The following is a 12,724-nucleotide window of genomic DNA, read 5'->3' as shown; positions in this document are numbered from 1 at the left end:
AGGGTTCTCTATCATATTGAAATTACATTGCTTTTTAAAACATAACATAAATATAACAAAAACATAAGCGTCAACTATGGCAACAACAAATAAGTATATGATTTGCTACCAACTCATATTTAATGAGAGTAGAGAAGATGCGTACTTATTTATATTTATTATTGAAAATAATGACTGTCACATTATTAATGGCCGGTTGTAATGGTACTAATAAGGATTCGAGTTTAACAAGTACCCAGCCCAAGGGTTTAACTAAAGTTAAATTAAAAAATCGAAGTTATTATGTGGCAACACCACGTAATGACTTTGATACAAAAAAATCTTATAAGCTTTTATTAGCTTTTCATGGTTCTGGGCAGAGCGCTAAAAATATGCAGAGTATGGCTGCGTTTGAATCTGCATCAGAAAATTATATAGTTGTTTACCCACAATCAAAAGTTGAAGAGTGGAATGAAGGATGTGATTGCAATAAACCCCATCGATTAGGCATTAATGATTTGGTGTTTGTCGAAAATGTTGTTGATGATGTTAAAGCTAAATACAACATTATTGATGGAGAGCTTTTTGCGGTCGGGTTTTCTCAAGGAGGTTTATTTACACAAAATTTAATGTGTAATAGTAGTTTAAAGTTTGCGGCCATAGCATCAGTTGCCTCGCCTATGTCAGAGCAGCTGTCTCAACGATGCGAGATAGTAAATCACACCAACTACATGATGGTACATGGCACAAATGATCAGACTTTACCCTTTGAAGGTAAAACTCATTCAAATTTTGGATTAATCCCAAGTAGGCTTGCTATTGAAATAATAGCCAAAGAAAACAGTATTGATTCGGGTGTACAATTAGAAAAAAGTCAGGCAATCGCTAAATATACATTTAAAAATGATAGCTATATCAACCAATTGGTAGCAATTGAAGGCGGTGGGCATAGTTGGGCATTTAGTAGTTTTAACACCACGGAAGAATTAATAAGCTTTTTTGATACAGTAAGTAAAACTAAACTCGATACCTACTCAAAATTATATCGCGTTGATCAACAACAAAAAAACGATGTACATGTACGTAGCATGGGCCTTGAACATTCGGGGCCCGCGATTATTCTTTTATCGGGCTTTAATAAAAACTTTCATAGTGACAGTGCTTGGTTTGCTTTACTGCAGCCATTGATAGCAAAAACCCATCGTGTACACGTCATAGAACGCTTTGGAAGCGGTTTTAGTAGCCCTGCTGAGCAACCATCGTATGCTTCTTTTGTGCCTGCATTAGATAAAACGTTAGGACTGCTTAATGAAAAGGAGCTAATTATTGTTAGCTTTGCCAGTGCAAATATTTTGGCTCACTTATGGCAAAATTCACCTGATTCACAATTTGTAACTAGCCTTAACGGTATGGTGTGGATTGACCCCGATGTTTTGCTGCCACACTCTATTAGCTTGTATCAAGATTGGCCCGTATATTGGTATAGAGACGCGGGTGATACCTTAATCACACATATAGAAGAAGGTAATTGGACGCAAAGGACTCGAGATAAATTAATTGATGAACGTACAACGACCGAAACACTCATCCCTTCACAGTATAAAGCAGAAATGAATTGGCCGTACTTTGACTTAATAAGCCAAAGCCGTACTCAAATTGATAAACAAGTAACACGAGCAAGAGAGATTATGAATTATCATGATGATTTAAATCGTGTTATTAGTGCCGATATAGCCACATCCACTCCAATCTCCGTTATAGATACTGATTTTGAATCGTATGATATTAAAAATGCAGAACCTGACTTCGTCGATAATTTAGTATTATGGCAACAAGAGGGCTCTTTATGGAGCCAGCAAATTAGTGAGCAATCGGGTGGGCAATATATACCTCTAAGTAATAGCGATCATATGGCAGTTTTTCAGCGCCCAGACGACATTTTAAAAGCAATAAAAAATATAAAAAGTAAATAACCTGATGTAATATATTAAATAAGTGAGCTTATGCTCACTTATTTTTAAAAGGCATGATCAATAAGCCCCACAATGAGGCATTTTGCTTTTTGCTTGGGTATTCTTTTAAGCCAATATTTATATCTGCGTCGATTTTTTTAGCTTTATCTTTGTAGCTACCAAATAATTTATCCCACCAAATTACACTAAAACCATAGTTTGAGTTAGTTTCACTAACCACTTGGCTATGGTGAATTCTATGTAATATTTGCGTCATTAATATTAAACGAAGTGGTTTTTCAATGGCATTAGGTAGGCGTATATTTGCATGATTAAATAATGCTAAACCATTAAGTGCTATTTCAAATATAAGTACCGCAATGGCAGGTACGCCAAGAGCAGTTACTGCAATGAGTTTTATAAGTATGCTCAGTACAATTTCGATAGGGTGAAAGCGCAAGCCCGTACTGGTATCTACATGTGCATCGGCATGATGTACGCGATGTAAGCGCCATAAAATAGGCACTTGATGAAATAACCTATGTTGCCAGTAAATTAATATATCGAGTAAAAGTATGCTCAATATAATAATTATAATGCTTGGTAGGGCTATTTGATTAAATAAGCCAATGCCATACTCTTGATTGTAAAGTGCCACGGCGGTTAACCCAATAGGGACCACTAAGCGCGCAATAACTGATGAAGCAAACACTAACCCAAAATTAGCAAACCAACGTGTACTGCTTTTAATAGGTGCTTGGCGAGCAGGCTTTTGCCATTCAAGCAGCATCATTATAATTAAAATGCTAAAAAAGCAGCCGAGTCGCCACCATACTTCATTAGTCATTGATTACCTCTGAATTTGCACTGCTAGGCATGTTTTCAGCTGCTTTGTTAGCATCGGCTTCTTGTTGCTTAAGCGTGTGATAACCGCCATGTATACGGGTAAAAATAGTTATGCCACACGCAATAGCAAAAATGCTCGCCATAACCGCAAAGTGCTGCGGCCAAATACAAAATGCAATAAATAGCGCTATTGTTTCAGTGCCTTCGGTTAAGCCGTTTAAGTAGTAAAAGCTTTTGTATTTAAATTGCGGTTTTTCGAGTTTAAATTTTTCGGCGGCAATCGCAAAAGCTAAAAAGCTTGAGCCCGTACCAATAAAAGTGGCAAGTAATAACGATCCCGCTATCGCGTTTTGCTCAGGGTTTGCCAAAATAAAGCCAAGCGGAATAGCCGCGTAAAATAAAAAGTCGAGTGTGATATCTAAAAAGCCACCCGCGCTTGAACTTTGGTTTGCATAGCGTGCTAATGCGCCATCAAGTCCATCTAAAATTCGATTTAAAGCAATGGCAACTAATGCCCCGTACCACATTTCAAATGCCAGTAATGGCACGGCTAATAAGCCAACTAAAAAGCCAACCACAGTGAGCTGATCGGCAGTTATGCCGCGTTTATGCATAAGCATAACCACAGGTGTTAAAAGTGGCTTAATTACAGGGGTGATAAATTTGTCTAGCATGTTTGTTGCCTTATGCGTATTAAAGCCACGAATTAAAGTGCGCTATTTAAAGTAATTAGTTTGCCATTTGCAGCGTCGGCATCGCTATGGTCGTGAGTTACCATAATTGCAGGTAGCTTATGATCGCGTATTTGGCTAAACACGAGTTCGCGTGTATCAACACGCAGCTGGGTGTCGAGTTTGCTAAAGGGTTCGTCGAGTAAAATGGCTTTAGGTTCGCTCAGCAGCATACGTAATAATGCAACACGGGCTTGTTGCCCGCCCGATAAGTTATCGGGGTGACGATTACCCATGTCTTTAAGACCTACTTGCTCAAGTGCGTGTTCTATTTTTTCAAGGCGTTGTTTTTTATTACCTTTGGGCATTGCAAAGGCAATGTTACCAGCAACAGTTAAATGCGAAAACAATAAAGCGTCTTGATAAAGCACTCCAATATGGCGCAAGTGTGGAGGGGTGTTATCGATATTTTGACCATTAAGCCACACCTCACCGTTAGCCTTAAAGCTACTTGGTAAAGTACCCGTAAGCCAATTTAATAAGCTTGATTTACCACTGCCTGATGGGCCCATAATAGTCAGAATTTCACCGCCATTAACTTGCTCGTTTAAGCTAAGTAACAGCTCATTTTGGCGATAAAGCTGACAATTTTTAATCTGTAACGATGACTGCATTAAAAAACCTTAACCCTGATAGTGTTAAACATGGGTGCTTTAAATATGTGCACTTTTAAGCACGTGCACTTTTGAAAAAATATTTAGGTAAACCCCATGCCAGTATAAATCCAATAAGTGGCAACGCCATTTGCATAATAGCGTACACGGCACTGGTGCGTCTGCTTGCGCCATTGGCAAGCGTAACGGCTTCGGTTGTTATTGTGGCTATGCGCCCGCCGCCAGCTAAAAGCGTGGGGAGGTATTGTCCAAAACTAATTGCTAAGCCCAGTGCGGCTGCAATTAAAATAGGGGCAAACAACTGAGGTAGTTTTACTTTAAAAAACACCTTGCATGGCGCTGCGCCTAGGCTTGCTGCAACATGAGCAAAACGAGGATCTAAGCGCCTATAACTGCTCGCAAGTGACAAAAACACATAAGGCAACACAAACAGTAAATGCGTAAGTACCACATTAAAAAATGCGGCTTGGTTATTTACCAATTGTTGTATCCATACTAGCCCAAACAAAAAGGCAATACTGGGTACTAATAACGGTAAGTAAATAATTAAACTGGTAAAACGAGAAATAGGTTTGTCACTCAACTGCTCTGATTCTAAACACAATAAAGTAAGAATAATGGCAAATAGTGTGGTTACTAAACCGATTGCTAGCGTATTAAAAAGCGGACTGCCCATTTGCATTAGCGCACTTTTAAAATGCAGTAGTGTAAATTGCTCAGGCATTGCATCTGGAAAGCGCCAAAAACCTGCAACCGACCACATAACTAAACCAATAAGTGACAACAGTATAAAGCTAATTACTAATGTGGTGAGTACGACCGTTATTTTTTGCCAATAAAATCCGCCGTATTCGCGCACTCCATTAGTGAGAGAGTCGCTAAATAGCACTTTTACGGCCTTTTCCCCGCCAAGCCAAAGGGCTAACAAACCGCCTGTAACAGCCAGTTGTAATAAAGCACCCGCTGAGGCTTTAATACGCAGGTTTAAATCAACATCGTTAAACCAATGCATTATTGCAACGGCCAACGTAGGTGGTGTATTTGGGCCTAATATAAGAGGCATTTCTACACTTGCGCTTGCATAGGCAAGCACTGCTAAAAGCGGCAAACGCAGTAGCGGATAAAGACTTGGCAGTATTACTTTAAAAAAGGCGGTCATTGGGCAATAACCCAAGTTAAGCGCAACCTTATGTTGTTGGCGTAATTTTTTGCCAAGCTCAGGTTGAGCAAGTACGCCCAGTGCCATTAGTAATAAAAAGGGAAGCTCTTTTAGTGTTAAGCCTAAAATAATACTAATACCGAACGAATCATGCGGAAACATACCGTTTGGCGCAAGTTCCCAGCCGCTTAACCAAGGCGACGCTAAGCGTGAAATCATACCTGAAGGGGCAATTAAAAACCCCACCGCAATAGCGGCTGCGGCATGAGGTATCACTAATATAGGGCTCAATAAACGCTGAATTCGGTTAAGCCACGGGCTATTAAAAAACGCAGCTAAAATCATTAAGGTAATGATAAATGCAAGCAGAGTACTTATTAAGCCCGTTGCAACGCTTAAGGTAACCATTTGAGTAAGGCCAGGTGTTTGCCAAAGGGCATTAAAACCTTGCAAGCTAAACGTTGTTTGCTCAAGTACGGGCGCATAACCAAAGGCAGGCAGCAATACGCTAATTAAGCCACCAAGTACGGGTAGTATAAGTAAAGCGAGTAAAAATCGTGGGCTAAATTTTACAATGCGCGTAAACATATCGGTGCTGCACTGCGTTGTTGCTTTGGTATTTACTGGTACACTTTTTGAAATAACGCTCATTGGCTTACTCCATAACGGGTTTGCCAACCTTGCATAATGGCGTTTACCCAGCTTGGATGAGGTTCGCTCAATGTGCGTTTAATACTGTTTAAAGGCAGTGCACTTGGATGCGGTTTAGCTGTTTTAAATAAGGCTTGCTGTTCAGGCGTTAACGTTGATTGAATAAGTACGCTTTTATCGCCCCATATATGCGCTTTTTGCTTTTGAGCTTGCGCTTCAGGGCTGAGTAAAAAATTAGCCACTAATTGTGCACTTTGCTGGTGGCTTGCATTGTAAGGAATTGCCACAAAATGGGTATTACTTAAACTGCCATCACTCATTGCGTAACTGCGAATGCTGTTTGGTAAATCATAGCGTTTTACAGCTGCCGGTACTTCAGGTGCTGAAAAAGTAAAGGCTAAACTCAACTCTGTATCGTCCACAAGGCGGCGCATTTGAGCACCACTTTGCATAAAATGACTGCCACTACGCCAAAGCGTTGGGTGTAGTTTATCTAAAAAGTCCCACAGTGGGTTTAATACTTGTGCCGTATTTTTAGTTGTAGCTGGTTGGTTTAGCTGCGCTTTAATGTTTTCGCCGCTTTGCTGATGCAGTACAACTAAGGCGTATTTTAAAAAGCTCATACCTAAAAAGTCAGGCGGCTTTGGGTAACTAAAGCGACCAGGGTTTTGCGCGCTCCAGTTTAATAATTCGTTTAATGTCGTCGGCAATTTATTGTTTGCCTTACCATTTATTGCAATGCTGTCGTAATAAAATGTAAGTGACGCTTGCCCCCATGGCGCTTCCATCCCATTGGTAGGTAAACCAAAATCAAAGGTTACAGCAGGGTTATTAGCCGGATCGGTTAATGCAAAGTAGGGGAGTTTATTTGCCCATTGCTTTAAAAGCAGAGAGTGCTCACTCATGGTGGCAAAGTTAGCCCCGTTGATCCACATTAAATCTACGCTGCCTTGGTTGTTATTGTTTGCTGATTTTTCGGCAAGTACACGGCTTACTGCTTCGCTGGTATCGCTTAATTTTACATGCACTAGGTTAATGTTGTACTTAGTTTTAACTTGCTGCGCTGCCCATTGAATATAAGCATTTATTTGCGCGTCGCCACCCCATGCATAAAAGTATACATCTTGATTGCTACCAAGTGTTTGAACTTGTTGCCAGCGAGATCCCTGTTGTGTGTTTATTACTAAATTACTTTTACTATTTGAGTTAATAACGGTATTAGCAAACGCAGTGCTCGAAAAAGCAGCAAAATTTGCGATTGTACAAACGCAAAACGCGACACAGCAAAAGCTGTATCGCGCCTGTGTTTGCCAAAACTTAATGGCGAACATTTAAATCCCAGTTATAGTCTAAAAATTTAACTTTCATGTCATCATTTTTTAGTGCTTTTTGCTGAGCGGGTATCAGTTTAAGTGCATCGCTGTATTGCAAGAAAAACTGCTGTAGCGTGTTTGTACCTCTAAAGCCTTTTTCAAAGTCATCGCCGTACCACTTAAATATTGAAGACACGCTTAGCGTATTTTCTTGAGCCATATTGCGTGTCATATCTGATAAAAAGCGCACTGTTTGCTCTTGCAATTGGCTTTCCAAATCAGTGGCTGTATACGCTTCTTCTCGAAGCGCTGGGCAACCAATACTTGCGCAATTTACTGCAAAGTGAATGCGTGGGTCGTTGTATTTACCGCTGCCACGAATTAAACCATGTTCTATACCATCAAGGCTGCGAGTTTTGCCAAGTAATGGCACAAACTCTTTACTCCATGGTGAGCTAAAAAAGCTCCCTAAGTCTTTAATTGACTTAATATCAGGGTACTTAGTCAATATAAGTTCAACAGTCCACGCATTATAAGCATTGATTAAAAAAGCGAGTTGCTTAGGCTTTTCCCACGCGTCAAATTCGCTTTGCGTTACAGCCGTTAACGAATCTAAATACGTTTTTAGCTGGGCATGCTCACGTTTTATGGCAGCGTAATCAACCTCAGTACTGTGATTATGGTTAATAGCGACAACATGCTTATTTAACAATGCATTCCAGCTATCGTGCATGTTTTGGGCTTGGGCCGAAAATGATGTTGCAAACGATGTTACAACTAAAGCCGAACCAAGTAGCAATGCTTTTAGAGGTGTTTTAAACATAATTAACCTCTACGCCAAGTGTGGTATTTTTCAAGTAAGTTAAGCACTTTTTCAGGTGCATGAGCGCGTTTCCACTCACCTGCTGCGTATTTGTTACCTTCAGCCCAAGTAGGGTAGCTGTGTATAGTACCGAGTATTTTGTTAAGACCTAAGCCGTGTTTCATTGCCAGTACAAACTCAGCAATTAAATCACCAGCGTGTTCAGATACCACGGTAACGCCCAATATTTTGTCTTTGCCTTTGGGTGTAATCACTTTAATAAAGCCTTTTGTAGCGCTGTCGGTAATTGCACGGTCTAGCTCTTCAAATTCAAAACGAGTAATTTCGTAATCTATGCCTTTGTCTTTTGCGTCTTGCTCGTTTAAGCCAACACGTGCAACTTCTGGGTCAATAAACGTAGTCCACGGAATAACACGGTAATCTACTTTAAACTTTTTAAGGTGACCAAATAAGCCATTTACTGCTGCGTACCAACCTTGATGGGCTGCCACATGTGTAAATTGGTATGGACCTACAATATCGCCTGCTGCAAAAATATTTGGGTACAGTGTTTCTAGGTATTCGTTAGTTACTACTGTGCGGTTTGTTTCTATGCCTAGCTCTTCAAGACCGTAACCTTTTAGGCGCGCACTTCGACCAACAGCGCATAATAGCTCGTCGTATTCAATATCTATTTCTTTGTCGTTATGTTTAACAACAATATATTTTTTACCATCGCGCGTTTCACAGCGAAGTGCTTGGTGCGATGTTAAAATATTAACGCCACTTTCGGTTAACGCTTCGTGAGCAAAAGTAGACACTTCAAGGTCTTCTTTGATCATGATGCGTTCGCTCATTTCAATTTGCGTAACACTTGAACCTAAACGTGCAAAGCTTTGTGCTAATTCGCTACCAATTGGACCACCGCCTAGTACTACAAGTTTTTTAGGTGCCTCATCTAGCTCTGCAAATTTATTCCACAATGTATCGCTTGTTACATAGCCAGTTTCTTCAATACCAGGTAGTGGCGGTACAAATGGGCGTGCGCCAGTGGCAATCACAATAGTACGAGCGGTGAGTGTTTGCGTGCCACCGTCGTTAAGTTTAATTTCTACAGTCCACGGGTCTATTAATTTACCGTAACCTTTTACTACATCTACGCCTAAGTCGGTGTAGCGCTCAACACTGTCGTGTGGTGCTACATCGGCAATAACTTTATGTACACGTGCCATTACTTTTTTGAACGAAAACTGCGGTGTTGCGTTTTCTAGGCCGTAGTTTTCACCATGGCGAATTTGTTCTGCAATTTTAGCGCTTTTAATAACTGCTTTACTTGGAACACAACCGTAGTTTAAACAGTCGCCGCCCATTTCGCCGGCTTCAATAAGGGTTACTTTTGCTTTAACAGCAGCAGCAATATAACTTGTTACCAAACCACCTGCGCCTGCACCAATAACAATCATGTTACGGTCGAATTTTTTAGGCTTAGTGTAGTTTTTGTATACGCGACGTTTTTTAAACACGTTTAAGATTCCTTTAGCAATAAATGGGAAGATTCCTAACAAAGCGAACGATAAAATTAAGTTGAACGATAAAATGCCAGATAAGCTATCTATTTGAGCTAGTTGCGTACCTGCGTTAACAAATACAAATGTACCGGCTAGCATACCTGCTTGGCTGACCCAGTAATAAGTCCATGACTTTATTGAGGTAACACCCATTAGTAAATTGATTAAAAAGAACGGAAACACCGGCACTAAACGAAGAGTAAATAAGTAAAATCCACCTTCTTTTTCAACGCCTGCATCAATTGCGGCTAAGCGCTCAGGAAAACGTTGTTTAATAGTGTCGCGTAGTAAGTAACGCGATACTAAAAAGGCAAGTGTTGCGCCAATAGTTGAGGCAAAAGATGCAACTAATAAACCCTCTACCAAGCCAAACAATGCACCTGCGGCAAGTGTTAAAATAGCGGCGCCTGGTAAAGAGAGAGCTGTTACAACTACGTATAGTAAAAAGAACCCACCAATAACCAACAACGGTGACTGCTCTTTGTAATCGCTAAACTGATCCATTGACCCTTTTAAACCATCAAGCGTAAGTAGTTGGTGTAAGTCAAAATGAAAGAACAGGCCGACGGCGGCCGCTGCAATCAATAATAGAAATATTTTTTTAATCATGTTCTCTCTCTTTCAAACTTGTCTTTAAAAATTATGGGTAAGCGTAAGCTTGGCGTTAATTGGCAACTCAGGAAAAGCTAAAGTTGCACCAAAGTAACCGCCTTCAAATACTGGGCGCCAGTTTTTTTGATTCGTTACGTTGTTCACATCTAATCGTAACTTGGTACTAGGCGTAAAAGCATAGCTAGTATTTACGTTTAGTGTGTACTGATCACGAATTTTTACTGTCGCCAAAAAGTCTAATGGGTAACTCTTTGTATATAGACCTGAAAAACCCGTTTGCCATTTCGAATTAATTGAATAATTTCCGTTAAAGCTGAACGATTGCTCAGGGATACCCTGTACACGGGTGTTTGAAGGTGCAAAAGCGGTAAAGCTAGGTGCGCCAACACTGGTACCTTCAATAATATCTGGACGTGAGTTGTCAAATGCATCGGCTACTTGAGCTGAATCTTGGCTACTTGCAGAATTATCGTAGCGAGCATCAATATAGCTGTAGCCAGCACTTAGCCAATAAGGGTAAGCATCATAAAATACTTGGCTTTCAAAGCCGGTAGTACGAATGCCGGTATTGCTACCATCGCGATTACGTAAACTACGACGTTGGCTGAATACTGCTCCATCGGCGTACCAATCACTGTCTGTTGGTGCGTATTTTAAACCAAATTCAACTAAAGTATTTTCGGTTGAAAAGTTTTGCGCGCTAATCGTGTTGTCGCCACCAAGAGACGTGCCGCCAGCCATGCTATTTGATGTGGCTTCGTTGTAACTTGCTGCACCATAAGTGGTGTAATCACCGTTTAATCGGTAGTTAAAGCTTATTTGCCCAGAATGTAGCTTATCGTTAATGCTATCGCGAGCTGCAATTTCACCCTCTGGCGCTATTGGGTCGTGCGCGTCTACGTCATAAAAATCAATGCGGTAGCCAACGCTTGTATGAAACTTATCTGTCCAATCAGAATCTTGCTGAATAGCAAAGCCTGTTTGCCATGAACGTGAATCGGTAGTGTCTGATAAGTTAAAGTCGCCACTGCCGTCATTATTAATATCATATTGACCACCAGGGGATACAAATACACCTGGGCTAATTTCAATTAAACGCGCTTGTTGTGCATCAGTCAAAGGAATGCGGCGGTTTGAAAGTGGGCCAGTTAAATCAATAGGTAAATCGGCTTCTGTTGTAAATTGGCTGTAGCCTAGTACGCGGTTATAACGTACATCAAATGCAAAAATAGTTTGCTGATTACTATTCCAAAGATAGGTAAGCTCGGTACGGTTTTGCGCGGTATCGGCACCATCTATAATTTCAACAAAGCTATTTTGTGCAATTTCTTCGCGTTGTAAGTGCTGAAAATACGTAATGTTTTTTATTGATGCATTGTTTGAAAGTTCACGCTTATAAATGCTGTGTAGTAAATAAGTAGTGGCTTCGTTTTGATTATCAGGGTCGGTAAGTACTGTACTACGGTCTATTTTTACTTGCCCAGTTGGTGAGATTATTGAACCTGCTGCCGGTACTGTGCTGCCATTTGCTTGCACGCCTTGGCCGGTAATATAAAGGCCATTATCTATTAGCGCTTGAGTAGGGCGGTTAATACCTGCGTTATCGGTAAATTCAACTTGATATAACTCAAAGTTAATATCCCAGCTGCTCTTGTCATCGGGTAATACGCGTAATGATGCAAATAAGCTGTCGCTCTTTGTGCCTGAAAAATCGTAGTAGCTGCCGTTATCTATGTGTTCAGCGCTTACTCTAAAACCTACTTTATCTTTTACAATGGGTGCACTGTAATCCACTAAAACACTGTACTGATCCCATCGACCTGCAGATACCGTTGCTTTGCCTTTACTTTCGTCAGTTGATGCTTTTTTAGAATGTAAGTTTACAAAACCACCGTTGCGTTGGCTTGAGCCAAATAATACCGGCGGCGCGCCTTTTACCACGTCTATCTGTTCTATAGAGTTGAACGATAACGGCACGCCAAAGCCATTATTACCGGCTTGGCGGCGTGTACCATCTTGGAAAAGCTCACCTAGTTGCCCACGAATAGTAGGTAAACTGGGTGCCCCAAAACCACTGGCTGAATAGGTATTAGGGCTTACGGCAAGTACATCTTGTAAAGTCGTAATATTGAGTTGTTCTATTAACTCGCTTGAAATTGGTGTGACTGAGCGGGCTATATCTTGTAGGGCTAAGTTGTCGCCAAAAGGGCCGTCTACAGTGGCGTTTTTAACCGAAAGACCTTGAGATTTAATAACTTGGCCTGCCACCTCAATGCGTTCTATTGCGCCATCTTTTGTTGTTTTTGATTCTTCGGCTGCAAAAGCATTAAGTGGTGTATTTAATATGGTGGCTAGGGAAAGTGCTAAATATGCGTGTTTCAAGCGTTTTCTCTCTACGGTTAAAATGTTGTTGGCGATAAAGACCGAAAGGATTAAAAATAAATTTCAGTAAAATTTCGATTCTTTTTGTTTTTTAGAACATAACAAAACGGATGCA

Annotated in this window: 9 protein-coding genes; 1 reads left to right on the top strand and 8 read right to left on the bottom strand. The window is 40.6% G+C overall.

The annotated features are described in order from the left end of the window. Window positions 1–170 precede the first annotated feature (170 nt). Window positions 171–1,952, top strand: coding sequence for an alpha/beta hydrolase (locus tag GQR45_RS02605; protein ID WP_165725049.1), 1,782 nt, complete (start codon window positions 171–173; stop codon window positions 1,950–1,952). 34 nt (window positions 1,953–1,986) lie between these two features. Here the strand turns inward: GQR45_RS02605 and GQR45_RS02600 are convergent, their stop codons facing one another. Genes GQR45_RS02600 through GQR45_RS02565 form a run of 8 tightly spaced genes read right to left on the bottom strand, consistent with a single transcriptional unit; the run spans window position 1,987 to window position 12,609 of the window. Beyond that, window positions 1,987–2,778 carry a sterol desaturase family protein gene (locus GQR45_RS02600; protein ID WP_007581758.1) on the bottom strand — a complete coding sequence of 264 codons (792 nt, stop codon included), beginning with the start codon at window positions 2,776–2,778 and terminating at the stop codon, window positions 1,987–1,989. Beyond that, complete coding sequence (locus GQR45_RS02595; RefSeq protein WP_024607849.1) at window positions 2,771–3,451, bottom strand: CDP-alcohol phosphatidyltransferase family protein; 681 nt, start codon at window positions 3,449–3,451, stop codon at window positions 2,771–2,773. The genes GQR45_RS02600 and GQR45_RS02595 overlap by 8 nt, the downstream gene beginning before the upstream one ends. A gap of 32 nt (window positions 3,452–3,483) precedes the next feature. Beyond that, the gene (locus GQR45_RS02590) at window positions 3,484–4,122 is read right to left on the bottom strand and encodes an ATP-binding cassette domain-containing protein (protein ID WP_002960109.1); all 639 of its coding nucleotides are present in this window, start codon (window positions 4,120–4,122) and stop codon (window positions 3,484–3,486) included. 55 nt (window positions 4,123–4,177) lie between these two features. Beyond that, window positions 4,178–5,932 (bottom strand): ABC transporter permease subunit, encoded by a 1,755-nt coding sequence (locus GQR45_RS02585; RefSeq protein WP_165725048.1) that lies wholly within the window; start codon window positions 5,930–5,932, stop codon window positions 4,178–4,180. After that, entirely contained in the window at window positions 5,929–7,263 is a 1,335-nt protein-coding gene (locus GQR45_RS02580; protein WP_165725047.1) for an ABC transporter substrate-binding protein, read from the bottom strand. The genes GQR45_RS02585 and GQR45_RS02580 overlap by 4 nt, the downstream gene beginning before the upstream one ends. Next, window positions 7,250–8,068, bottom strand: a complete 819-nt coding sequence (locus GQR45_RS02575; RefSeq protein ID WP_165725046.1) for a DUF547 domain-containing protein — start codon at window positions 8,066–8,068, stop codon at window positions 7,250–7,252. Before GQR45_RS02575 ends, GQR45_RS02580 begins: the two co-directional genes overlap by 14 nt. 2 nt (window positions 8,069–8,070) lie before the next feature. Next, a complete protein-coding gene (locus tag GQR45_RS02570; RefSeq protein WP_101216402.1) occupies window positions 8,071–10,224 on the bottom strand; it encodes a bifunctional TVP38/TMEM64 family protein/FAD-dependent oxidoreductase in 2,154 nt (717 codons plus the stop codon). Between the two features lie 24 nt (window positions 10,225–10,248). Continuing rightward, the gene (locus tag GQR45_RS02565; RefSeq protein WP_165725045.1) at window positions 10,249–12,609 is read right to left on the bottom strand and encodes a TonB-dependent receptor; all 2,361 of its coding nucleotides are present in this window, start codon (window positions 12,607–12,609) and stop codon (window positions 10,249–10,251) included. Window positions 12,610–12,724: the final 115 nt, after the last annotated feature.

This window comes from Pseudoalteromonas sp. SA25, assembly GCF_011378705.1.
Classification (GTDB): domain Bacteria; phylum Pseudomonadota; class Gammaproteobacteria; order Enterobacterales; family Alteromonadaceae; genus Pseudoalteromonas; species Pseudoalteromonas arctica.
This window is presented reverse-complemented; position numbering and strand designations above follow the sequence as displayed.

Coding starts and splice junctions, on each gene's coding strand:
- GQR45_RS02590 (WP_002960109.1), bottom strand. CDS start 4,122: ATGCAGTCATCGTTACAGATTAAAAATTGTCAGCTTTATCGCCAAAAT.
- GQR45_RS02605 (WP_165725049.1), top strand. CDS start 171: ATGACTGTCACATTATTAATGGCCGGTTGTAATGGTACTAATAAGGAT.
- GQR45_RS02595 (WP_024607849.1), bottom strand. CDS start 3,451: ATGCTAGACAAATTTATCACCCCTGTAATTAAGCCACTTTTAACACCT.
- GQR45_RS02585 (WP_165725048.1), bottom strand. CDS start 5,932: ATGAGCGTTATTTCAAAAAGTGTACCAGTAAATACCAAAGCAACAACG.
- GQR45_RS02580 (WP_165725047.1), bottom strand. CDS start 7,263: ATGTTCGCCATTAAGTTTTGGCAAACACAGGCGCGATACAGCTTTTGC.
- GQR45_RS02570 (WP_101216402.1), bottom strand. CDS start 10,224: ATGATTAAAAAAATATTTCTATTATTGATTGCAGCGGCCGCCGTCGGC.
- GQR45_RS02575 (WP_165725046.1), bottom strand. CDS start 8,068: ATGTTTAAAACACCTCTAAAAGCATTGCTACTTGGTTCGGCTTTAGTT.
- GQR45_RS02600 (WP_007581758.1), bottom strand. CDS start 2,778: ATGACTAATGAAGTATGGTGGCGACTCGGCTGCTTTTTTAGCATTTTA.